General features: G+C 71.9%; 20 protein-coding genes and 1 pseudogene. 14 read left to right on the top strand and 7 right to left on the bottom strand.

Annotated elements, in window-relative coordinates; genetic code table 11:
• Positions 1-126 precede the first annotated feature (126 nt).
• Positions 127-945: a serine hydrolase domain-containing protein gene (locus ACIQUQ_RS31930; protein WP_403983012.1), complete on the bottom strand. Its 819-nt coding sequence runs from the start codon at positions 943-945 to the stop codon at positions 127-129.
• A 52-nt stretch (positions 946-997) separates the two neighbouring features.
• On the opposite strand from ACIQUQ_RS31930, the gene ACIQUQ_RS31925 reads away from it, so the two are divergent.
• Both ACIQUQ_RS31925 and ACIQUQ_RS31920 read left to right on the top strand, forming a co-directional pair.
• Positions 998-1,375 (top strand): MerR family transcriptional regulator, encoded by a 378-nt coding sequence (locus ACIQUQ_RS31925; RefSeq protein ID WP_403983009.1) that lies wholly within the window; start codon positions 998-1,000, stop codon positions 1,373-1,375.
• Positions 1,375-2,394 carry an aldo/keto reductase gene (locus tag ACIQUQ_RS31920; protein ID WP_403983007.1) on the top strand — a complete coding sequence of 340 codons (1,020 nt, stop codon included), beginning with the start codon at positions 1,375-1,377 and terminating at the stop codon, positions 2,392-2,394. Before ACIQUQ_RS31925 ends, ACIQUQ_RS31920 begins: the two co-directional genes overlap by 1 nt.
• Positions 2,395-2,444: 50 nt before the next feature.
• On the opposite strand, the gene ACIQUQ_RS31915 is transcribed toward ACIQUQ_RS31920, so the two are convergent.
• The 3 genes from ACIQUQ_RS31915 to ACIQUQ_RS31905 all read right to left on the bottom strand — a co-directional run bounded on the left by ACIQUQ_RS31915 (position 2,445) and on the right by ACIQUQ_RS31905 (position 5,383).
• Positions 2,445-3,308 (bottom strand): DUF4429 domain-containing protein, encoded by an 864-nt coding sequence (locus ACIQUQ_RS31915; protein ID WP_403983004.1) that lies wholly within the window; start codon positions 3,306-3,308, stop codon positions 2,445-2,447.
• Between the two features lie 64 nt (positions 3,309-3,372).
• Positions 3,373-4,623: an alpha/beta hydrolase gene (locus tag ACIQUQ_RS31910; RefSeq protein WP_403983001.1), complete on the bottom strand. Its 1,251-nt coding sequence runs from the start codon at positions 4,621-4,623 to the stop codon at positions 3,373-3,375.
• A gap of 76 nt (positions 4,624-4,699) precedes the next feature.
• Entirely contained in the window at positions 4,700-5,383 is a 684-nt protein-coding gene (locus ACIQUQ_RS31905; RefSeq protein ID WP_403982999.1) for a TetR family transcriptional regulator, read from the bottom strand.
• A 117-nt stretch (positions 5,384-5,500) separates the two neighbouring features.
• Here ACIQUQ_RS31905 and ACIQUQ_RS31900 point away from each other — a divergent pair.
• Positions 5,501-7,133 (top strand): annotated as a pseudogene (locus ACIQUQ_RS31900) (MFS transporter); the annotation flags it as partial.
• A 196-nt stretch (positions 7,134-7,329) separates the two neighbouring features.
• Positions 7,330-7,857: a peptidase inhibitor family I36 protein gene (locus tag ACIQUQ_RS31895; protein ID WP_403982995.1), complete on the top strand. Its 528-nt coding sequence runs from the start codon at positions 7,330-7,332 to the stop codon at positions 7,855-7,857.
• Here ACIQUQ_RS31895 and ACIQUQ_RS31890 read toward each other — a convergent pair.
• On the bottom strand, positions 7,838-8,638 hold the full coding sequence (locus tag ACIQUQ_RS31890; RefSeq protein ID WP_403982993.1) for a potassium channel family protein: 801 nt from the start codon (positions 8,636-8,638) through the stop codon (positions 7,838-7,840). The two genes, ACIQUQ_RS31895 and ACIQUQ_RS31890, sit on opposite strands and share 20 nt — an antisense overlap.
• Positions 8,639-8,729: 91 nt before the next feature.
• On the bottom strand, positions 8,730-11,477 hold the full coding sequence (gene aceE / locus ACIQUQ_RS31885) for a pyruvate dehydrogenase (acetyl-transferring), homodimeric type (protein WP_403982990.1): 2,748 nt from the start codon (positions 11,475-11,477) through the stop codon (positions 8,730-8,732).
• A 441-nt stretch (positions 11,478-11,918) separates the two neighbouring features.
• On the opposite strand from aceE, the gene ACIQUQ_RS31880 reads away from it, so the two are divergent.
• From ACIQUQ_RS31880 to ACIQUQ_RS31855, 6 genes are all read left to right on the top strand, one after another.
• Positions 11,919-12,347: a DUF3052 domain-containing protein gene (locus ACIQUQ_RS31880; protein WP_403982988.1), complete on the top strand. Its 429-nt coding sequence runs from the start codon at positions 11,919-11,921 to the stop codon at positions 12,345-12,347.
• Between the two features lie 131 nt (positions 12,348-12,478).
• Positions 12,479-12,937, top strand: coding sequence for a peroxiredoxin (locus ACIQUQ_RS31875; protein WP_399951583.1), 459 nt, complete (start codon positions 12,479-12,481; stop codon positions 12,935-12,937).
• A 141-nt stretch (positions 12,938-13,078) separates the two neighbouring features.
• Positions 13,079-13,654 (top strand): TerD family protein, encoded by a 576-nt coding sequence (locus ACIQUQ_RS31870; protein ID WP_403982984.1) that lies wholly within the window; start codon positions 13,079-13,081, stop codon positions 13,652-13,654.
• A 96-nt stretch (positions 13,655-13,750) separates the two neighbouring features.
• Complete coding sequence (locus ACIQUQ_RS31865) at positions 13,751-14,326, top strand: TerD family protein (protein ID WP_399951589.1); 576 nt, start codon at positions 13,751-13,753, stop codon at positions 14,324-14,326.
• Between the two features lie 23 nt (positions 14,327-14,349).
• Positions 14,350-15,471, top strand: a complete 1,122-nt coding sequence (locus ACIQUQ_RS31860) for a DUF475 domain-containing protein (protein ID WP_403982981.1) — start codon at positions 14,350-14,352, stop codon at positions 15,469-15,471.
• A 112-nt stretch (positions 15,472-15,583) separates the two neighbouring features.
• A complete protein-coding gene (locus tag ACIQUQ_RS31855; RefSeq protein WP_403982978.1) occupies positions 15,584-16,324 on the top strand; it encodes a Tellurium resistance in 741 nt (246 codons plus the stop codon).
• A 26-nt stretch (positions 16,325-16,350) separates the two neighbouring features.
• Here ACIQUQ_RS31855 and ACIQUQ_RS31850 read toward each other — a convergent pair whose 3' ends face one another.
• Positions 16,351-17,133, bottom strand: coding sequence for a TerD family protein (locus tag ACIQUQ_RS31850; protein ID WP_403982975.1), 783 nt, complete (start codon positions 17,131-17,133; stop codon positions 16,351-16,353).
• Positions 17,134-17,319: 186 nt separating this feature from the next.
• Here ACIQUQ_RS31850 and ACIQUQ_RS31845 point away from each other — a divergent pair, with 186 nt between their 5' ends.
• Genes ACIQUQ_RS31845 through ACIQUQ_RS31830 form a run of 4 tightly spaced genes read left to right on the top strand, consistent with a single transcriptional unit; the run spans position 17,320 to position 22,742 of the window.
• A complete protein-coding gene (locus ACIQUQ_RS31845; protein WP_403982972.1) occupies positions 17,320-18,483 on the top strand; it encodes an HpcH/HpaI aldolase/citrate lyase family protein in 1,164 nt (387 codons plus the stop codon).
• A gap of 55 nt (positions 18,484-18,538) precedes the next feature.
• Positions 18,539-21,256 (top strand): phosphoribosyltransferase, encoded by a 2,718-nt coding sequence (locus ACIQUQ_RS31840; RefSeq protein ID WP_403982969.1) that lies wholly within the window; start codon positions 18,539-18,541, stop codon positions 21,254-21,256.
• Positions 21,253-22,077 (top strand): HAD family hydrolase, encoded by an 825-nt coding sequence (locus ACIQUQ_RS31835; RefSeq protein WP_403982967.1) that lies wholly within the window; start codon positions 21,253-21,255, stop codon positions 22,075-22,077. Before ACIQUQ_RS31840 ends, ACIQUQ_RS31835 begins: the two co-directional genes overlap by 4 nt.
• 5 nt (positions 22,078-22,082) lie before the next feature.
• On the top strand, positions 22,083-22,742 hold the full coding sequence (locus ACIQUQ_RS31830) for an O-methyltransferase (RefSeq protein ID WP_399951608.1): 660 nt from the start codon (positions 22,083-22,085) through the stop codon (positions 22,740-22,742).
• Positions 22,743-22,944 lie beyond the last annotated feature (202 nt).

The following is a 22,944-nucleotide window of genomic DNA, read 5'->3' as shown; positions in this document are numbered from 1 at the left end:
TTCTCTCCGACCAGTGGGGGGTGGCGGGGTGAGAACCGGAATCTATCCATCCGAAGACGGCCGACTACGGGCGCTTTTCAGCCGCAACCGGACAGACCGTCAGGAGGCGGGTACGTGATCTGCGTCTCAAAGGGAACGCAGCTCGGCCAGCACCGCGTCCGTGAAGGGCGGCCACGCCTCGACGGCCCAGGGCCCGAAGGGGCGGTCCGTCAGCGCCACGCACGCGGCGCGCGCGTCCGGGTCCACCCACAGGAAGGTGCCGGCCTGGCCGAAGTGACCGAAGGTGCGGGGCGAGGACCCGGCGCCGGTCCAGTGCGGGGACTTGCCGTCGCGGATCTCCACGCCCAGGCCCCAGTCGTTGGGGGACTGGCTCCCGTAGCCGGGCAGCACGCCCTTGAGGCCCGGGTGCACCACCGCGGTGGCCTCGGCCACCGTCCGGGGGTCGAGCAGGCGGGGTGCCTGGAGCTCCGCCGCGAAGCGGACCAGGTCCTCGACGGTCGAGACCGCGTCCTTGGCCGGCGAGCCGTCCAGGGTGGTCGAGGTCATGCCGAGCGGCTCCAGCACCGCCTGGTGCAGGTACTCGGCGAAGGGGATGTCGGTGGCCTTGGCGATGTGGTCGCCGAGCACCTCGAAGCCGGCGTTGGAGTAGAGCCGCCGCTGCCCGGGCGGGGCCATCACCCGGTGCTCGTCGAAGGCCAGCCCGCTGGTGTGCGCGAGCAGGTGGCGTACGGTCGCGCCCTCGGGCCCGGCCGGCTCGTCCAGCTCGACCGCCCCCTCCTCGTACGCGACCAGCGCGGCGTACGCGGCGAGCGGCTTGGTGACGGAGGCCAGCGCGAAGCGGTGTCCGACCGGTCCGTGCGTTCCGGCGACGGTGCCGTCGGCCCGGACCACCGCGGCGGCGGCGGTCGGCACGGGCCAGGTCTCGATGATGCGCAGGCTCTCCATGCCGCCGAGCCTACTTGCTTGGAGTGCACTCCAAGTCTCTAGCGTGGGGGCCATGAGCCTGACGGAGACCCGGTACACCATCGGCGAGGTGGCGGAGCGCACCGGACTGAGCGCGCACACCCTGCGCTGGTACGAGCGGATCGGCCTGATGCCGCACGTGGACCGGTCGCACTCCGGACAGCGGCGGTTCAGCGACCGGGACCTCGACTGGCTGGCCTTCGTCGGCAAGCTGCGGGCCACCGGCATGGCGGTGGCCGACATGGTCCGGTACGCGGAGCTGGTCCGCGCGGGCGACCACACCTTCGACGAGCGGCGCGAGCTGCTGGAGCGGACCCGGCGCGACGTCCTCGCGCGGATCGACGAGCTCACCGGCACCCTCGCGGTCCTCGACCGCAAGATCGGCATCTACACGGGGAGGGCACGATCCTGATGGAGCACGGCAAGATCGCACAGGTGGCACTCGGCACCGGCGGCCCGCTGGTGGGCGTCCAGGGCCTCGGCTGCATGGGCATCAGCGAGTACTACGGCGAGACGGACGAGGCGGCGGCGCGCGACACCCTGGACGCGGCCCTGGAGGCCGGCGTCACCCTCTTCGACACCGCCGACGTCTACGGCCTCGGCAGGAACGAGGAGTTCCTCGCCCCCTTCGTGGCCGCCCACCGGGACGAGATCGTCCTGGCCACCAAGTTCGCCCTCGTACGCAGGCCCGACGACCCCTCCTACCGGGGCATCCGCAACGACCGCGACCACATCCGCTCGTCCGTCGAGGGCAGCCTCAAACGCCTGGGCGTCGAGACCGTCGACCTCTACTACATGCACCGCCGCGACCCCGCCGTGCCGCTCGCCGAGTCGGTCGGCGCCATGGCGGAGCTGGTGGCCGAGGGCAAGGTGCGCCACCTCGGGCTGAGCGAGGTCACCGGGGCGGAGCTGCGCGAGGCCCACGCCGTGCACCCGATCACCGCGCTGCAGTCGGAGTGGTCCCTGTTCAGCCGGGACGTGGAGCTGAGCGCGGTGGGCGCCGCGGCCGAGCTGGGCGTGGCCTTCGTGCCGTACTCGCCGCTCGGCCGGGGCTTCCTGACCGGGGCCTTCGCCGACGCCGGCAAGGAGCTGACCGCCGGCGACTTCCGGCAGGTCCAGCCCCGCTTCAGCGGCGAGAACGCGCGGGCCAACGGCCTGCTGCTGGAGCCGGTACGGGCGGTGGCCGCGGCGCGCGGTGCGAGCCCGGCGCAGGTCGCGCTGGCCTGGGTGCACCAGCGGGCCGAGGTGCACGGCCTGGCGGTCGTGCCGATCCCTGGCACCCGCAAGCGGTCCCGGCTGCTGGAGAACACCGCCGCCGCCGGGATCGCGCTGACCGCGGAGGAACTCGCGCTGCTGGAGCCCCTCGCGGGCCGGGTCGCGGGCGACCGTTACCCGGACATGACCTTCACCTCGCTGGCCAGGGAGGCATAGGGGGCGGCCGGAGCCCGGTGCCGGCCGGAGCCCGGTGCCGGCCGGCCCCCTCACAGCTGGGCCAGCAGCTCCGCCTTCTTCGAGGTGAACTCGTCGTCCGTGAGCAGCCCGGCACTGTGCAGTTCGCCCAGGTGCCTGATCCGGTCGGCGATGTCGGCCGGGTCGCTGCGCGGGCGGACCGCCGCGACCGGCAGGGCCGGCCCCCGGCTCCGTACCGCCCGCAGTACGGCCGCGGCGAAGGGCAGCGACTCGTGCACCGCACCGCTGCCCGTGCCGAACAGCACGGTGGCCGGGTCCTGGTCGGGCTCGGCGGTACGCGCCCCCGCGCCCGGCCCCTCGCGGCGCAGCAGCCGCAGGTGCCCGCCGGGCGCCTCCGGGGTGCGCCACTCCACGCCGCCCAGCTCCGCCACGGGCAGGTACTGGTCGCCGGCCCGCCACTTGGTGGTGGACGCGCCCGTCCGCGACCAGCGCAGCGTCACGGCCGTGCCGTCGAAGGAGGCCTTGGCGTCGTACCCCTTGAACTGGACCGGAGCCTCGGGCACGGCCACCAGGAAACGATTCGCCGGCTCGTCCGGCACGGGGCCCAGCGCGTCCCGCAGCTGCCGCACCAGCTCGCCCGCGAGCGCGGCCCGGTCGGCCGGCAGCACCAGCCGGTACGGGTCGCAGGCCTCCTTGAGCTGCCCCGCGGCAGCCTCGACCAGCGGATCGGCGCCCGGCCGCGGCTCGGCCCGCAGCACCACCGTGTCCCGCTTCCCCGGGGTGACCGTCGCACCGGCCAACGCCTCGTAGGGCACGCGCCGTTGACCCAGCGCTGCCCACAGCCGTGGCGTCCTGATCCCCCGTTCGAAGCGGATGAGCACCGAGTCCGAATGGAACTCCCAGACGGCGTGATTTCCGGCCAGTACGTCACCCATGCGGCTCATCGTAAGCGGGCGTACGCCCCGGCGTCCCCTCGCACAATGGGCGGATTTCCGGTCCCTAGGCCCCTGCGGGACCGTCTGTCCCGGAAACCCCGCGCGTACAGGAGGTTTCACCCGGCACACAGGTCACCGACGTGTACGAACCGACGCCGATCCGGGCGAAGTTGCCGAGGGAGACCGATCCTGGCGTGAAATAGCCGGTGTGCCCCTTCGCGCCGGCGGAGGACAGCACCCTCGCCCCGAACGCCGGGTCCACCGGGTCCGCCCCGTGCCCGATGCCCCCGACCTCCAGGTACGGCACGTCGCCGATCCAGTCCTCGGGGTCCCGGGTGGCCCAGACCCGCGCGGCCGTGCCCAGTCCGGCCGCCGATCGGGCACGCATCCCGGGGCTGCCGGCGACGGCGATGTCGGTGACCCGGGCCGGCAGGTGCCGTGCGGCCACCCCGCACACCACGGATCCGTAGCTGTGGCAGAACAGGGCCACCGAGGAGTGCCCGGGCAGCCCCGCGGTGAGGGCGGCCAGCCGTGCGGCCCCCTGGGCGGCGAGGTGCCCGGTGGCGGCGTCCACCCCGACGCCGGCCGGTGTGGTGTACCCGGCCCAGGCGATCACGGCGGTGGGGTCGCCGGGTGCGGCCGCGCGCTCGGCGTCGTACAGCGCCTCGGCCATGCCCACGGGGGCGGAGTAGCGGCGCTGGGTGCGCTCGAAGGTCAGGACGTCGGTGTCGACGCCCGGGACGACGACGGAGACCCGGCCGGCGGTGTCCAGGTCGCCGAAGACCTCCGCGACCAGGCCGCCGCCGGTGGGGTCGAAGAAGAGGATCCGCCGCCCGGGCTCCAGCAGCGAGCCGAACCGGTGCGCGCGGCGGGCGGACTCGTCCCGGGCCGCCGGGGCCAGCCCGCTGTCCCGTGCGCGGGCCTGCTCGGCGGTGCGGGCGAGGGTCAGGGCCCGGCGGTTGGCCCGGTACCGCAGGGTGACGGGCGCGCCGTCGAGGCCGCCGACGACGAGCGGGAAGCGGTCGGCGAGCCGGGCGCGCTGGGCGCCGTCCAGGCTCGCGAAGAAGCTCCGCAGGCGTGAGGCGGGAGCGTCGGCGGGGGGCAGCCGGCGGCCGTCGATGGTGGCGCGGGCCCACACGGCCAGGGCCCCGGCGCGCGGCGACGGCTCTTCCGCCGAACGGTGCAGGGCGGTCCAGCCGGTGGTGAACAGCATGACGAGGACCACCACGAGGGCGAGCAGCGCGCGCCCGGCGGTGAGGCCGCTGGCGGTGGGGGTGCCCCCAGCGGTGGCTGGGGAAGGGTCGGTGGGAGTCACTGCGGACCACAGTAGGAGACCCGTACGGGCGAGTCCCCACAGGGTGACCGGCGTCACCCTCCGTACCGCGCCGGCGTCACCCTCCGTACGCCGCCGGTGTCCGCCAGTCGGCGGCGAGGGCCGGAGTGAGGTGGTCGAGGTACTCCTCCGTCATCCGGCGGATCGCCTCGACGGAGGCGTCGGAGCCCAGTCCCCACAGCCGTCCGGTCACCCGCATCACGCCGGAGAAGGCGGCGACCGCGACGCGGGGGCGGGGGTCGGCGTTCACGTCCAGGCCCTCGCGGTCGGCCACCAGCCGGGCGATCTGCTCCTCCAGCTCCACGGACCGGCGCAGGTGCACGGCGAGCAGCGCCGGGGTCGACTCGATCATCTGGTAGGTGCGCATGTGGAGTTCGACCGGTACGACCTCGCCGATGGCCTCCTCGATGGTCTCCCAGGCGCCGAGCACCGCGCCGCGCAGGGCGGTGAAGGGGTTCTCCTCCGGGGGGCGGGCGCGCAGGGCGGCGAGGAAGTGGGACTCGACCAGGTCCTGGGCGGTGAAGGCCACCTCCTCCTTGTTCGCGAAGTAGCGGAAGAAGGTGCGCTGGGAGACGTCGACGGCCTCGGTGATCTCGTCGACCGTGGTCTGTTCGTAGCCCTTGGTCGTGAAGAGCACGAGGGCGGCGCGCAGCAGCGCGTCCCGGGTGCGCTGCTTCTTGCGCTCGCGCAGCCCGGTCGGGGCTCCGGTCGGGGCGGCCGGCGCGATTCGATGTTCCGTCATCACCGGATTTGTCCTCTCTCCGCCTGGGCGGCTCACCCTAGCCTGTGAGCCAAATGACAGTCGCTGTCTCGTTAACCCGTTGGAGAAATGTCAGCGACTGACACTAGCCTTCCTGTCATGACTTCTCAGCTCACCGTCGCCGACGGGGCGACTTCCGAGACCCCCGGCGATGAGCCGGGCAAGGGGCTGCGCGGCCACCCGTGGCTCACGCTCTTCGCTGTCGCGATCGGCGTCATGGTGGTCACCCTCGACGGCACGATCGTCGCGATAGCCAACCCGACGATCAAGGAAGACCTCGGCGCCACGCTCGCCGAGGTCCAGTGGATCACCAACGGCTACCTGCTCGCCCTGGCCGTCTCCCTGATCACCGCCGGCAAGCTCGGCGACCGGTTCGGCCACCGCCAGACCTTCCTCATCGGCATCGCCGGCTTCGCCTCCGCCTCCGCCGCCATCGGCCTCTCCGACAGCGTCGAACTGGTCATCGCCTTCCGCGTGCTCCAGGGCCTCTTCGGCGCACTGCTCATGCCCGCCGCGCTCGGCCTGCTGCGCGCCACCTTCCCCGCCGAGCGGCTCAACATGGCCATCGGCATCTGGGGCATGGTCATCGGCGCCTCCACCGCCGGCGGCCCGATCGTCGGCGGCCTGCTGGTCGAGCACGTCAGCTGGCAGTCCTGCTTCTTCATCAACGTGCCGGTGGGTCTCATCGCGCTCGTCTTCGGCCTGGTCATCCTCAAGGACCACCGCGCCGAGAACGCCCCCAAGTCCTTCGACCTGCTCGGCGTCCTGCTGCTCTCCGGAGCCATGTTCGGGCTCGTGTGGTCCATCATCAAGGCCCCGGAGTGGGGCTGGGGCGACGGCCGCACCCTCGGCTTCCTCGCCGGGACCGTGATCTCCTTCGTGCTCTTCGCCTTCTGGGAGACCAAGGTCCGCGAACCGCTCATCCCGCTGGGCATCTTCCGCTCCGTACCGCTCTCCGCAGGCACGGTCCTGATGGTCCTGATGGCCTTCGCCTTCATGGGCGGCCTCTTCTTCGTGACCTTCTACCTCCAGAACGTCCACGGCCTGAGCCCGGTCGACAGCGGCCTCTACCTGCTGCCGCTCACCGGCATGATGATCATCGGCTCCCCGGCGGCCGGCGCGGCCATCACCAAGCTCGGCCCGCGCATCCCGCTGGTCGCCGGCATGGTCGCCACCGCCGCCGCCTGCTTCGGCCTCGCCGGGCTCGACGCCGGCACCGGCACCCTCGCCATGTCCCTCTGGTTCGCCCTGCTCGGCCTCGGCCTCGCACCGGTCATGGTCGGCGCGACCGAGGTCATCGTCGGCAACGCCCCGCTGGAGCTGTCCGGCGTCGCGGGCGGCCTCCAGCAGGCCGCCATGCAGGTCGGCGGCAGCCTCGGCACGGCCGTCCTCGGCGCCGTCATGGCGGCCAAGGTCGACGGCGAGTTCGAGGACAACTGGGCCCACGCCCAGCTCCCGCCGCTCCAGCCGGAGCAGCTGGAACTCATGAAGAAGGGGGTCGAGGTCGGCTACGTCCCGCCGTCCCCCGAGGGCACGCCGGAGGCCGTCACGCAGACGATCTCCACCGTGGTCCACGACACGTTCGTGTCGGGCATGAGCCTCGCCTTCCTGGTGGCCGGCGTCGTCGGCGTGCTCGCCGCGGCCGTCGCGCTCCTCACCAAGCGGGGCGAGAACGCCGAGGCGGGCGCCGGAGTCGGCCACATCTGACCCGCCCGCCCGGACCGCCGCACGGGCGTCAACCCGATGCGTACGAGAGCCCCGCCGGCCACCGCCGGCGGGGCTCTCGCCTATCCGGGTGGACCCGCGCCTGCCCCCTTCCGCCAGGGCATCGGCGCAGGTCAGCGTGGGGTCACGGCGATCCGTACGGGCCCCCGGTCCGCCAGGACCACCCGTACGGGCCATCGCCGCACCACGAGACGGGACGAACCATGCGCACGTACCCCAGCACCCTCGCGGCGGCCGCGTTCCTGGCCGCCACGGCCCTGCTGCCCAGCACGACCCCGCAAGCCCAGGCGGCCCCGACCACCCACACCACCCCCACGACGGCATCCGGCGCCCAGACGGCCTCCGGTGCCCACACGGCCCCCGGCATCCAGCCCGCCGCCCGAACCCGGACCGCCCCCGCCCCCGCCGGCGCCCCCGGCACCCGGGGCGCCGCCCCGCCGCCGCTCACGCTCGGCACCTGCGAGCGCGGCCAGCTCTGCCTCTGGGCCAAACCCGGCTTCCAGAGCACCCGGCGCGTCCACGAACTGAGCACCACGGACGTGGACAGCTGCGTACCGCTGCCGCCCGGCAAGACGGCACAGGCCCTGGCCAACCGCACCGGCCGCCCGGTCACCACGTACCAGTCCGCCGAGTGCGCCGAGACCGGCGAGTTCCAGACCTACCCCGGCGACGGCGTCTGGCTCCCCGAATCGCCGTACCAGATCCGCGCGTTCAAGGTGTGGGAGAACTAGGCGGCGCCACGGCCGCACCGGCCTCGGGGAGCGCCGCCGCCGGCACCGCCGCCGGCTCGTTCCCCGAGAGGCGGGCCACTTCCGTGCGGAGGGCCCTGACCTCTTCGGTCAGGGCGGCGATCGCGGCGGTCTGGCGGCGTTCCTCCAGGTCGTCGCGTTCGAAGCGGGAGATGAACCAGGCCGCGATGTTGGCGGTCACCACACCGAGCAGGGCGATGCCCGACAGCATCAGGCCCACCGCCAGCACCCGGCCGAGCCCGGTGGTGGGGGAGTGGTCGCCGTACCCGACCGTGGTCATGGTCGTGAAGGACCACCAGACCGCGTCCCCCAGGTTCCTGATGTTGCCGTCGGGGGCGTCCCGCTCCACGCTCAGCACCGCCAGCGAGCCGAACATCAGCAGCCCCACCACCGCGCCCGCCACGTAGGTGGTCAGCCTGATCTGCGGCGCCATCCGGGCCCGCCGCCCGACCAGCAGCAGCGTCGAGACCAGCCGCAGCAGCCGCAGCGGCTGGAGCATCGGCAGCAGCACGGCCAGCAGGTCCAGCCAGTGCGTACGGACGAACCGGCGGCGGTCCGCCGAGAGCGCCATCCGTATCAGGTAGTCCAGGGCGAAGGCGCCCCACACGCACCACTCCACCAACAGGCACGCCTCGTGCACCCGCGGGCTCGCCTCCGGCGCCACGATCGGCACGGCGTAAGCCACACCGAACGCGACGGCACAGACGAAGAGCGGGATCTGGGTGCGGCGCTCCCAGCGGAGCTGGCGGGACGGTTCCTTCATGCCCCGCATCGTAAAGAAGACGCCGGAGGGGCCGGGACCACGGCTGACCGCGGTCCCGGCCCCTCCCGGCGCTGCGGCGCCGTACGTACGGCTACGCGTCGCCGCCGGCGGCGCCCGGGTCGGCCGCGGCCACGTCGAGCAGCTGGTACCGGTCGATCGCCTGCTTCAGCACCGAACGGTCGATCACGCCGTCCTTGGCCAGCTCCGTCAGCACCGCCAGCACGATCGACTGCGCGTCGATGTGGAAGAACCGGCGGGCCGCGCCGCGGGTGTCCGCGAAGCCGAAGCCGTCCGCGCCCAGCGAGGTGTACCGGCCCGGCACCCAGCGCGCGATCTGGTCGGGCACGGACCGCATCCAGTCCGAGACCGCCACGAACGGACCCTGCGCGCCGGACAGCTTGCGGGTGACGTACGGGACGCGCTGCTCCTCCTCCGGGTGGAGCAGGTTGTGCTCCTCCACCTCGACGGCGTCGCGGCGCAGCTCGTTCCAGGAGGTCGCGGACCACACGTCGGCCCGGACGTTCCACTCCTGGGCCAGGATCCGCTGCGCCTCCAGCGCCCACGGCACCGCCACGCCCGAGGCGAGGATCTGCGCCGGTACGGCACCCGCCTCGCCCGCGCTGACGCGGTGGACGCCCTTGAGGATGCCCTCCACGTCCACGCCCGCCGGTTCGGCCGGGTGCTGGATCGGCTCGTTGTAGACGGTCAGGTAGTAGAAGACGTCCTCGCCCGGCCGGCCGTCCTCGGTCGCGCCGTACATCCGGCGCAGGCCGTCCTGGACGATGTGCGCGATCTCGTACCCGTACGCCGGGTCGTACGCCACGCACCCGGGGTTGGTCGAGGCGAGCAGCTGGGAGTGTCCGTCCGCGTGCTGGAGGCCCTCACCGGTCAGGGTCGTACGGCCGGCGGTCGCGCCCAGCACGAAACCGCGCGAGAGCTGGTCGGCCATCTGCCAGAACTGGTCACCCGTGCGCTGGAAACCGAACATCGAGTAGAAGACGTACACCGGGATCAGCGGCTCGCCGTGCGTCGCGTACGCCGAACCGGCCGCGATCAGCGAGGCCGTGCAGCCCGCCTCCGAGATGCCGTCGTGCAGCATCTGGCCGGTCGGCGACTCCTTGTACGCGAGCAGCAGGTCGCGGTCGACCGCCTCGTACTGCTGGCCGAGCGGGTTGTAGATCTTGGCGCTCGGGAAGAACGCGTCCATGCCGAAGGTCCGGTACTCGTCCGGAGCGATCAGCACGAACCGCTTGCCGATCTCCTTGTCCCGCATCAGGTCCTTCAGGATGCGGACGAAGGCCATGGTCGTGGCGATGGACTGCTGGCCGGAGCCCTTCTTGGCCGCCGCGTACGTCTTGTCCTCCGGCAGCGGCAGCGGCTTGGCCCGCACGACCCGGGTCGGCACGTACCCACCCAGCGCCTGGCGCCGGTCGTGCATGTACTGGATCTCCTCGGAGTTCCGGCCCGGGTGGTAGTACGGCGGCGCGCCGTTCTCCAGCTGCGCGTCCGTGACGGGGATGTGCAGGCGGTCGCGGAAGCGCTTGAGGTCGTCGACCGTCAGCTTCTTCATCTGGTGCGTGGCGTTGCGGCCCTCGAAGTTCGGGCCCAGCGTCCAGCCCTTCACCGTTTGCGCCAGGATCACCGTCGGCTGGCCCTTGTGCGCCTTGGCCGCCGCGTACGCCGCGTAGATCTTCTTGTGGTCGTGGCCACCGCGGCCCAGGTGGAGCAGCTGGTGGTCGCTCATGTTCTCGACCATCTGGCGCAGCCGGTGGTCGTCGCCGAAGAAGTGCTCGCGGATGTACCCGCCGGTCTCGGTGGCGTACGTCTGGAACTGCCCGTCCGGCGTCGAGTTCATCTTGTTGACCAGGATGCCGTCGCGGTCCTGGGCCAGCAGCGGGTCCCAGGAGCGGTCCCAGATCAGCTTGATGACGTTCCAGCCGGCGCCACGGAACTGGGACTCCAGCTCCTGGATGATCTTGCCGTTGCCGCGGACCGGGCCGTCGAGGCGCTGGAGGTTGCAGTTGACCACGAAGGTCAGGTTGTCCAGGCCCTCGCGGGCGGCGAGCGAGAGCTGGCCGAGCGACTCGGGCTCGTCCATCTCGCCGTCACCGAGATACGCCCAAACGTGGGACTTGGAGGTGTCCGCGATTCCGCGCGCCTCCATGTAGCGGTTCATCCGGGCCTGGTAGATCGCGCCGAGCGGGCCGAGGCCCATCGAGACGGTCGGGAACTCCCAGAAGTCCGGCATCAGGCGCGGGTGCGGGTAGCTCGAAAGGCCGTACGGGGCCTTCGACTTCTCCTGGCGGAACGCGTCGAGCTGCTGCTCGGAGAGGCGGTCCAGCAGGTAGGCGCGGGCGTAGATGCCCGGCGAGGCGTGGCCCTGGAAGAAGATCTGGTCGCCGCCGTCGCCCTCGTCCTTGCCCCGGAAGAAGTGGTTGAAGCCCACGTCGTAGAGGGAGGCGGAGGAGGCGAAGGTGGCGATGTGGCCGCCGACGCCGATGCCGGGGCGCTGGGCGCGGGAGACCATGACGGCCGCGTTCCACCGGGTGGCGTTGAGGACCCTGCGCTCGATCTCCTCGTTGCCGGGGAAGAACGGCTCGTCCTTGGTGGCGATGGTGTTGACGTAGTCCGTGCTGCGCATCTCGGGCACGGCCACGCGCTTCTCGCGGGCCCGCTCGATCAGCCGCAGCATCAGGTAGCGGGCACGCTCACGGCCCCGCTCGTCGACGGCGGCGTCCAGGGAGTCGAGCCATTCCCGGGTCTCCTCCGGATCGAAGTCCGGTACCTGACTCGGCAGGCCGCCAATGATGATCGGGTTGCGATCGGATGCGGAAGCCACGCTGTTCCTTCGCTGTCGGGGGAGTCGTGCCTTGGGCTTTCAGGCCGCCTCCCATCGTCTACCGCCGCGTCCGGGACGTCATCTTTACCGCTAGGTAACCCAGGGAACTTCCGGTGATTGCCGAGTTTCCAATGGGACGGTCCGGACATCTCGCAACCTTACGCCCAAGAGGTTTACGAGGTTCGTAAGGCCGTTCGTCCCTCAAAGGGGTAGGAAAGTCATCAAGGGATTCCGAATACCCTTGGACGATGTGGCGCGGATCACGGAAGGGGCGGTGTCGAGGTGCCCTGAGTTGCGGCGAGACGACCCTGATCGTCACCGTTTCGACGGTCTCGACGGCCGGGTACTTGCGCGATCCGCCGGTCCCGTGTGGACTACGCCCAATGCTGCGCGTACGCGCGCGGCCGAAGACATTCACCGAACATGAGCAGGAGGCAACCCGTGAGCGCGACCGCGGACCACGCGGAGAACCAGGCCGTCAGGCTGGGTTTCCAGTCCGAGCAGGTGGTCCAGGAGATCGGCTACGACGAAGATGTCGATCACGACTTCCGCGAGATCGTCGAGGGAGTCGTGGGTGAGCTCGTCGACGAGGACTACGACGACGTCGCCGACGCCGTGCTCCTCTGGTTCCGCGACGAGGACGGCGACCTGACCGACACGCTGGTGGACGCCACCGAGCTGGTCGAGGACGGCGCGCTGATCCTGCTGCTGACGCCCAAGACCGGACGCGACGGTTACGTGGAGCCCAGCGACATCAGCGAGGCCGCCACCACCGCGGGTCTGTCGCAGACCAAGAGCGTCAGCGTCGGCAAGGAGTGGATCGCCAGCCGTCTGATGACCCCGAAGGCCGCCAAGTCCGGCAAGCGCTGATCCGGCGCCGCACGTGCGGACGGGACCCCCGCCGACCACCCGGTCGGCGGGGGTCCCGCGTTTTTTCCGCACCGGGCCGCCGGGCATAGGCTGTGCCGCACCCGTACAGCCCCACCGAAGGGAAGCGAGCGATGGCCATCGAGGTCGGCGACAAGGCCCCTGACTTCGAGCTCAAGGACAACCACGGCGTCACCGTCCGGCTCTCCGACTTCCGCGGCGAGAAGAACGTCGTCCTGCTCTTCTACCCCTTCGCCTTCACGGGCGTGTGCACCACCGAGCTGTGCGAGCTGCGCGACCAGCTGCCGCGCTTCGTGAACGAGGACACCCAGCTGCTGGCCGTCTCCAACGACTCCGTCCCCACCCTGCGCGTCTTCGGCGAGCAGGAGGGCCTGGAGTACCCGCTGCTGTCCGACTTCTGGCCGCACGGCGAGACCTCCCGCGCGTACGGCGTCTTCGCCGAGGACAAGGGCTGCGCCGTCCGCGGCACCTTCATCATCGACAAGGACGGCGTCGTCCGCTGGACCGTGGTCAACGGCCTGGCCGACGCCCGGGACCTGAACGAGTACGTCAAGGCCCTCGACAGCCTCTGATGCGGCGCGGCAGCCTGGGAAAAGACGGTGCGGCAGCCCCGGAAAATCCGGTGCGGACGGGAACCCGTCACTAGGATCGAACCGTTGATCCGATAGCAACGCACGACGGGGCACCGCCCCACACAAACCAATGGAGGACCCGTGGGAGTCAGCCTCAGCAAGGGCGGCAACGTCTCGCTGACCAAGGCCGCCCCCAACCTGACGGCGGTCATCGTCGGCCTGGGCTGGGACGCTCGCACCACCACCGGGGTTGACTTCGACCTCGACGCCAGCGCCCTGCTGGCGAACGACCAGGGCAAGGTCACCAACGACGCGAACTTCGTCTTCTTCAACAACCTCAAGAGCCCCGACGGCTCCGTGGAGCACACCGGTGACAACCTCACCGGTGAGGGCGAGGGCGACGACGAGCAGATCAAGGTGAACCTGGCCGGCGTGCCGGCCGACGTGCACCGCATCGTCTTCCCGGTCTCGATCTACGAGGCCGAGAGCCGCCAGCAGAGCTTCGGCCAGGTGCGCAACGCCTTCATCCGCGTCGTCAACCAGGCGGACAACGTGGAGCTCGCCCGCTACGACCTCAGCGAGGACGCCTCCACCGAGACCGCCATGGTCTTCGGCGAGCTGTACCGCAACGGCGCCGAGTGGAAGTTCCGCGCCATCGGCCAGGGCTACGCCTCCGGCCTGCGGGGCATCGCGCAGGACTTCGGCGTCAACGTCTGAGCCGCCGAGCAGTAACCGGTCCGGCGCCGCGCACCCCGTGTGTGCGGCGCCGGACCGGCTTTGCCACCACACCGTCGTCCGGGGAGGACCACGAACATGGGCGTCACACTCGCCAAGGGGGGCAACGTCTCCCTCTCCAAGGCCGCACCGAACCTCACCCGCGTGATGATCGGGCTCGGCTGGGACGCGCGCTCCACGACGGGGGCCGACTTCGACCTCGACGCCAGCGCCCTGATGTGCCAGAACGGCCGGGTGCTCGGGGACCCGTACTTCGTCTTCTACAACAACCTCAGGAGCCCCGAGGGGTCCGTCGAACACACCGGCGACAACCTCACCGGCGAGGGTGACGGCGACGACGAGTCGATCCTCATCGACCTCACGCTGGTGCCGGCCGAGGTCGACAAGATCGTCTTCCCGGTCTCGATCCACGACGCCGACGCCCGCCGCCAGACCTTCGGCCAGGTCACCAACGCCTTCATCCGCGTCGTGAACGTCGCCGACGGCGCCGAACTCGCCCGCTACGACCTGAGCGAGGACGCCTCCTCGGAGACCGCGATGATCTTCGGCGAGGTGTACCGGTACGGCGGCGAATGGAAGTTCAGGGCCGTGGGCCAGGGGTACGCGTCGGGCCTGAGGGGCATCGCTCTAGACTTCGGGGTCAATGTTTCGTAAAGCCGCGCCTGGATGAGGTACCTGTGGTTCTGAAAACCTTCGGCTGGTCGTTCGCCGTCACGGCGCTCGGGCTGGCCTTTGCCGCGTGGCAGTGGGGGTGGGAGGCGTTCGGGATCGTCCTGATCCTGTCGATCCTCGAGATCTCGCTGTCCTTCGACAACGCGGTCGTGAACGCCGGAATCCTGAAGAAGATGAACGCCTTCTGGCAGAAGATCTTCCTCACGATCGGTGTGCTGATCGCCGTGTTCGGCATGCGCCTGGTCTTCCCGGTGGCCATCGTGGCCATCAGTGCGAAGGTCGGTCCGATCGAGGCCGTGAACCTCGCTCTGGACCAGCCCGAGCAGTACGAAGCGCTCGTCACCGACGCCCACCCGGCGATCGCGGCCTTCGGCGGAATGTTCCTGCTGATGATCTTCCTGGACTTCATCTTCGAGGACCGGGACATCAAGTGGCTCGCCTGGCTGGAGCGTCCCCTCGCCAAGCTCGGCAAGGTCGACATGCTGTCGGTCTGCATCGCCCTGATCGCCCTGCTGGTCACGGCGATGACCTTCGCGACGAACGCGCACACCAGCACCGGTCACGCGGACAAGTCGGCGACCGTGCTGCTGTCCGGTGTGGCGGGCCTGATCACGTACCTCATCGTCGGCGGCCTCTCCTCCTACTTCGAGGACAAGCTCGAAGAGGAAGAGGAGCGCGAGCACGAGGAAGAGGAGAAGGCCAAGGCCGCGGGCAAGGAGGTCTCGGCGGTCGGCCTGGCCGGCAAGGCGGCGTTCTTCCTCTTCCTGTACCTGGAGGTCCTCGACGCCTCCTTCTCCTTCGACGGCGTGATCGGCGCCTTCGCCATCACCAACCACATCTTCTGGATGGCGCTCGGCCTCGGCATCGGCGCCATGTACGTCCGGTCGCTCACGGTCTACCTGGTCCGCCAGGGCACCCTGGACGACTACGTCTACCTGGAGCACGGCGCCCACTACGCCATCGGCGCCCTGGCCGTCATCCTGCTCGTCACCATCGAGCACGAGATCAGCGAGATCATCACCGGCCTCATCGGCGTGGTGCTGATCGCCGCCTCCTTCTGGTCCTCGGTCGTCCGCAACAAGCGGCTGGGGTCCGACGACAAGGCGGAGGTCGCCTCCGGGGTGTGACCCGGCGGTGATTGCGGAACGCTCTACGCGGGGCGGCCGGGAGGGTACGGACCCTTCGGCCGCCCCGCGGTCTTGCCACCGAGCACGGACGACCTGGGGAGTTGTGGGGGAGATGGGGTTCTTCGACGGGCTGCGGGGCGGCCGGGCGGCGCAGTTCCAGTCCGGCAGCGCATCGTCGAACGCGATCGAGCTGACCAGGCGACATCCGGTCGTCTCGCTGACCAAGCAGGGCGCGGTCAACGGCAACCTGCGGGTCAACCTCTCCTGGCGGATGCGGACCTCCGACATCGGCGGCCGGTCCGGCCAGAGCGGCCAGCTCCTGCGCCACCCCTTCAAGCTCTTCAAGCCCGAGATCGTGCAGGCCCACACCCAGGGCATGGTCAACGTCGACCTCGACATCGGCTGCCTGTACGAGCTCACCGACGGCAGCCGGGGCGTCGTACAGCCCCTGGGGAACTTCCTCGGCGACATCAACAGCCCGCCGTACGTGAAGCTGAGCGGCGACGACCGGTTCGGCGCCCCCTCGGGCGAGACGCTCTTCGTCAACCTCGACCACTGGGACTCGATCAAGCGCCTGCTGGTCTTCGTCTACATCTACGACCAGACGCCGGCCTTCGACCGCACCCACGCCCTGGTCACCCTCTACCCGGTCACCGGACCCCGGATCGAGATCGCCCTCGACGAGCGGCACCCCCAGGCGCGGTCCTGCGCCGTGGTGTCGCTGGAGAACGTCAAGGGCGAGCTGATCGTGCGCCGTGAGGTGAAGTTCGTGTACGGCTTCCAGGCCGAGCTCGACCGGCTCTACGGATGGGGACTGCAATGGGGGCGCGGCTACAAGACGAGCAAGACCTGAGCCGCACCCCGGAGGTTCCCCGGCGCTCAGCGCCGCAGGAACTGCGGGCCCTGCGGCGGCAGCCGGAAGTCCGGGTCGCCGCCCGGGCCCGGCACCGGCACGGGCACCGGCGGGGCCGAGACCGGCTGCGGGTAGCCGTACGCGGGCGGGGTGGCCGGCGGAGCCTGGGTCTGCGGGGCCGGGGCGGGCGTGGCGGTGGCGGGCGTCGGGCGCATGGCCTGCGTGGCCTGCTCCACGGCGGCCTCCGCACCGGGCATCTCGGCGTTCTCGTCGACCGAGATGCCGTGGTCGGTCGCCAGGCCCTCCAGGCCGTTCGAGTAGCCCTCGCCCAGCGCGCGGAACTTCCAGGCGTCCCCGCGCCGGTACAGCTCGCCGCAGATCATCGCCGTCTCGGTGCCGGTCTCCGGGCGGACGTCGAAGTAGGCCAGCGGGTCGCCGCCGGCGCTCGGTGCGGCGTCGTACAGCAGGATCCGCAGGTCCGGGACCCGCTCGAAGGGCACGTCCTCGGCCGAGGCGACGACGAGCACGCGGTCGACCGCGGAGGTCAGCGCGGCCAGGTCGGCCTGGACGGCGTCCGTCACGGCCTCCCCGAGCCGCTTCTTGCCCAGCCGCCAGACGGCCCCCGACGGGTGCCTCGGCTGGTTGTAGAAGACGAAGTCCTCGTCCGAGCGCACACGGCCGTCAGGGCCCAGTACCAGGGCCGAGGCGTCGACGTCCGGAACCTCCGGACCGCTGGTCCAGCGCAGCACCGCCCGGACCGCAGTGGCGGCCACGGGGATGTTCGAACCCTTCTGCATCGCGTGCGTCATGCCCGTCATCCTGCCCTCTGGGAGCGGAGCGGGACAATGCGGCCCCCCTTGTCGGCGCGGGGGAGGGTGGGCATGGTGCAAGGGGGTTACCTGAATTTCATGAGCTTGAGGAACTCTTGACACTCATTCGTACGTACTATTACCGGCCACGCCAGAGGGGCCGCCGAGGCAGTACGGGGGAAGCACATGCGTCATTTCGGGCACGTTTCGCCTGCTGTCCGTAAGGACCTCTTCCATCAGGAACCCGTCGAATTCGACGCCGGGTCGCCGGCCCGCACGCTCGCCGCGGCCCTCGGAGCGACGCTCTACAGCCCCGCCACCCGGCCCCGGCTCGCCGAGGACGTACGCAAGCAGGCCGCCCGCGGAGTGGTCTCCATGGTGCTCTGCCTGGAGGATTCCATCAGCGACGGCGAAGTCGCGGGCGCGGAGGAAAACCTCGTCCGCCAGTTCGCCGACCTCGACGCGGCCGGCGGCGAGGTGCCGCTGCTCTTCGTCCGCGTCCGCGTACCGGAGCAGATCCCGGACCTCACCGCCCGGCTCGGACCGGCCGTCCGGCACTTGGCCGGATTCGTACTCCCGAAGTTCACGGAAGAGCGCGGCGAGGCCTTCCTGGAGGCCCTCACCCGTGCGGAGTCCGTATGCGATCGCCGGCTCTACGCCATGCCGGTGCTCGAATCGCCCGAGCTGCTCCACCTGGAGACCCGGGCCGCCTCGCTCGCCGGGATCTTCCGCACCGTCGACCGGCACCGCGACCGCGTCCTCGCCCTGCGCCTGGGCGTCACCGACTTCTGCTCCGCCTACGGGCTGCGCCGCACCCCCGACATGACCGCGTACGACGTCCAGATCGTCGCCGGCGTCATCGCGGACGTGGTCAACGTCCTCTCCCGGGCCGACGGCACCGGCTTCACGGTCACCGGACCGGTCTGGGAGTACTTCCGCCACCAGGAGCGGAAGTTCAAGCCCCAGCTGCGCCGCAGCCCCTTCCTCGACGGACAGGCGGAGGAACTCCGCACCGCCCTCATCGAGCACGACCTCGACGGGCTGCTGCGCGAGATCGAACTCGACCGGGCCAACGGCCTGCTCGGCAAGACCTGCATCCACCCCGCGCACACCACTCCCGTGCACGCGCTCTCGGTGGTCTCCCACGAGGAGTTCAGCGACGCCCAGGACATCCTGCGGCCGGAGCGGGGCGGCGGCGGAGTCATGCGCTCCGCCTACACGAACAAGATGAACGAGGTGAAGCCCCACCGGGCCTGGGCGGAGCGCACGATGCTGCGCGCCGAGGTCTTCGGCGTGGCCCGCGAGGAGGTCGGCTTCGTCGACCTGCTCACCGCCGGGCTGTCGGGCTGAGCCGGTGCAGACGACGGAAGGGCGAGTCGACGACGTGGTGTGGTCGGGATCATGGGTGGCCGAACGGCTGGGCGTGGACCTGCGGGATGCCGGTGACGGTGCGGGCGGCGGGGCTGGTGCACGTGCCGGCGGCGGTGCTGGTTCCGGAGCCGGTGCTGCCGGCGGTGACGGTGCGGGTGCTGCCGCCGGTCACGGCGCGGGCGCCGGCGGCGGGCTGCGGGACCTGCTGGGCCTCGCCCTGCGCCGCAACCCGAAGCGGGCCCACCTGCTGGTCTCCAACGTGCTGGGCAAGCACGTGCCGCAGTCGCCCGGGACGGTCCACCGGGCCGGCTACGGGCTCGGCCTGCGCGTGCGCGAGCTGCTGGGGCCCGACGAGGCCGCCCGCGCGGTCGTGCTCGGGTACGCGGAGACCGCCACCGGCCTCGGGCACTCCGTGGCCGACGGGCTCGCCGACGCCCCGTACCTGCACTCGACCCGGCGGCCGGTGCCGGGCGTGGCCACCGCGGGAGGGTTCGAGGAGTCCCACTCCCACGCCACCTCGCACCTGCTCCTGCCGGAGGACCCGAAGCTGCTGGCCGGCACCGGGCCGCTGGTGCTGGTGGACGACGAGTTCTCCACCGGCAACACCGTGCTGAACACCATCCGCGACCTCCACGACCGCCACCCGCGCGACCGGTACGTCGTCGTGGCGCTGGTCGACATGCGCTCGCCGGAGGACCGCGACCGCCTCGCCGCCTTCGCGGACTCCCTGGGCGCGCGGGTGGACCTGGTCGCCCTCGCCTCCGGCACCGTCCACCTCCCGCCGGGGGTCCTGGAGAAGGGCCAGGCCCTGGTGGCGGCACACGAGGCCGCCGCGGCCCCCGCCCCCGCAGCATCCCCCGTCGCTGCCCTCGCCGAGCCCTCCGCCCCGGCGGGCGCGCCGCCGGGTCCTGGCGCCGCCTCCTCGTACCGTCCAGCCGCTCCGGCGGCCGAGGAGCGGGGTCCGGGGCGGCGCCCCGGGTCCTCCGGCGTACCACCGCTCCGCGTCGAGCTCGGCTGGCCCGCCGGCGTGCCCGACGGCGGCCGCCACGGGTTCACCCCGGCGCACCGCGCGGCCCTGGCGGAGGCCCTCCCCGGCATGGCCGCCCGGATCGCGGCCGCGCTCGGCCCGGAGCCCGGCCGCGTCCTGGTCCTCGGCAACGAGGAGCTGATGTACGCGCCGCTGGCCCTCGCGCGGGAGCTGGAACGTTCCGGCAGCGCCGCCGAGGTCCGCTTCTCCACCACCACCCGCTCCCCGGTGCTGGCCGTCGACGACCCCGGCTACGCCATCCGCACCCGCCTGGTCTTCCCGGCCCACGACGAGCCGGCGGACGGCCCCGGCGACCGCTTCGCGTACAACGTCGCCGGAGCCGGCTTCGACGCCGTCGTCGTGGTGGTCGACTCCGCGGGCGACACCCCCGCCCTGCACGCCCCCGACGGGCTGCCCGCCGTCCTCGCCCCGCACACGGGCCGGGTGCTGCTGGCCGTCGTCCCCTCGTACGTACCGCCGTACGCGTCCACACCCGCCTCCGCACCGGCCTCCGCGACCGCATCCGCGGACCGGCGCACCCCCGCATCCGACCGGCAGGAGCCGATCATGCCCGAGCCTCTCCGAGGCCCAGACTTCTCCTCCTACGCCGCCGAGGACGTCGGCTGGCTGCTCCAGGACCTGTCCGGAGTCCGGCTGGAGGCACCCACCGAGGAGCGCGAGGAGGCCATCCAGGCGGGCGGCGCGCACTACGCCGAGTCCCTGCCGGTCGAGTACCAGCCGAGCGAGCGCTACCAGGAGCTCTACCAGCAGGCGCTGGCCGCCTCCGCCACCCGGGTCGCCCGCGCCGTCGGCACGGTCACCGAGACCGTGCTCGCCGAGCGCTCCCCGCGCCCCGTCCTCGTCTCGCTGGCCCGCGCCGGCACCCCCGTCGGCGTCCTGATGCGCCGCTGGGCCCGGCACCGGCACGGCCTGGACCTGCCCCACTACGCCGTCTCCATCGTGCGCGGCCGGGGCATCGACGCCAACGCCCTGCGCTGGCTCGCCGCCCACCACGACCCCGCGGACGTGGTCTTCGTGGACGGCTGGACCGGCAAGGGCGCCATCACCCGCGAGCTCACCGCCGCGCTGCACGCCCACCGGGAGGAGGAAGGCGGCCCCGGCTTCAACCCCGACATCGTGGTGCTCGCCGACCCGGGCGGCTGCGTCGCCACGTACGGCACCCGCGAGGACTTCCTCATCCCGTCGGCCTGCCTGAACTCCACCGTTTCCGGGCTCATATCCCGTACCGTGCTGCGCGCGGACCTCGTCGGCCCCCACGACTTCCACGGCGCGAAGTTCTACCGGGAGCTGGCCGGGGCCGATGTCTCGGCCGACTTCGTCGACACCGTCGCCGCCCGCTTCGACGAAGTGGCCGACGCGGTGGACGCCGAGGTCAAGGAGCTGCTGGCGGCGGACCGGGCCCCCACCTGGGAGGGCTGGGCGGCCGTCGAACGGATCAGTGAGGAGTACGGCATCCACGACGTGAACCTGGTCAAGCCCGGCGTCGGCGAGACGACGCGGGTCCTGCTGCGGCGGGTCCCCTGGAAGATCCTGGCGCGCCGCGGCGCGGGCGCCGACCTCGGCCACGTGCGGCTGCTCGCCGAACAGCGCGGGGTGCCCGTCGAGGAGGTCGACGACCTGCCGTACAGCTGCGTGGGCCTAATCCACCCCCGGTACACGCGCGGCGCGACCGGCGCCGACGGCAAGGCGGTGGCGGCCAAGTGACCGTCCTCGTCGCGAGCGACCTCGACCGGACGCTCATCTACTCGTCCGCGGCCCTCGGGCTGACCATGCCCGACGTGCTGGCGCCCCGGCTGCTCTGCGTCGAGGTGCACGAGAGCAGGCCGCTCTCCTTCATGACGGAGACCGCGGCGGCGCTGCTGGCCGAGCTCACCGCCGACCCGTCGGTGGTCTTCGTCCCCACCACCACCCGGACCCGCAAGCAGTACCAGCGGATCCGCTTCCCCGGCCGCCCCGCGCCGTACGCGATCTGCGCCAACGGCGGGCAGCTGCTGGTCGACGGCGTCCCGGACCGGGACTGGCGGCGGCAGGTCGCCCGGCGGCTGGCGGAGGAGTGCGCCCCGCTGGAGGAGGTGCGCAACCACCTGATCGCCACCTCGGACCCGTCCTGGCTGCGCAAGGAGCGGGTGGCCGAGGACCTCTTCGCGTACCTCGTCGTCGAGCGGCAGCTGCTGCCCGAGGAGTGGCTGAAGGCCCTCACGGAGTGGGCCGGGGCGCGCGGCTGGACCGTCTCCCTCCAGGGGCGGAAGGTGTACGCCGTGCCGCGCCCGCTCACCAAGAGCGCGGCGATGCGCGAGGTGGCCCGGCGCACCGGCGCCACCCGCACCCTGGCCGCCGGCGACTCGCTGCTGGACGCCGACCTGCTGCTGGCCGCGGACGCCGGCTGGCGGCCGGGGCACGGCGAGCTGGCCGATGCGGGCTGGACGGCGCCGGGCGTGACGGCGCTGGATCTGGCCGGTGTCGTGGCGGGCGAGGAAATCGTCCGCCGGTTCAGCCGTAACGCGAGGGTTCGCCGGGAAGACTGACCGGCATGACCAAGGGCAACACGACCAAGATCACCGAAGAGCTGTACGCCTACGTGCTCGACCACAACCCCCCGCTGGACGCGGTGCAGCGGGGGCTGGTCGAGACCACGTACGAGCGCTTCCCGGGTGTCGCGGGCATGCAGTCCGCTGAGGAGCAGGGGCCGCTGCTGGCCTTCCTGGTGCGGCTGGTGGGTGCCAGACACGTGGTCGAGGTCGGTACGTTCACCGGCTTCTCCGCGCTGTCGATGGCCCAGGCCCTGCCCGCCGACGGCCGGCTGATCGCCTGCGACATCTCGGAGGAGTGGACCTCCGTGGGCCGCGCGGCCTGGGAGGAGGCGGGCGTCGCCGACCGCATCGAGCTGCGCATAGCGCCGGCCCTGGAGACGCTGCGGGCGATGCCGGAGGAGCCGCACGTCGACCTGGCGTACCTGGACGCGGACAAGGAGAGCTACATCGCGTACTGGGAGGAGCTGGTCCCGCGGATGCGGCCGGGCGGCCTGATCGTCGCGGACAACACCCTCTTCCACGGCCGGGTCGTCGACCCGGCGGCGACGGGGGCTCCGGCGGCCATCCGGCAGTTCAACGACCACGTGGCCAAGGACGGGCGGATGGACAGCGTGCTGACGATCATCTCGGACGGGCTGACGCTGTCGCGGAAGCGGTGACCCGGCGCGGGCCCGCTCCTGCGGCCCCTGCGCGCCGCCTCGCGGGTCCCGCGCGCCGTGGCGGGGCCGTCCCCCGAGGGGACGGCCCGGCACCGAGGGAAGGGGCGCGGCCTAGGTGTGTCGTCCTGGGACGTTGGTGACACGCGTGCTGGGTTCTTGAATGGGTGAGGGCCTCCGGGTTCGGTGTGGATTGCGACGTCTG

The organism is Streptomyces sp. NPDC101118 (genome assembly GCF_044759445.1).
GTDB lineage: Bacteria > Actinomycetota > Actinomycetes > Streptomycetales > Streptomycetaceae > Streptomyces.
The sequence above is the reverse complement of the archived record's forward strand: the minus strand, read 5'-3'. Positions and strand labels throughout refer to the sequence as shown.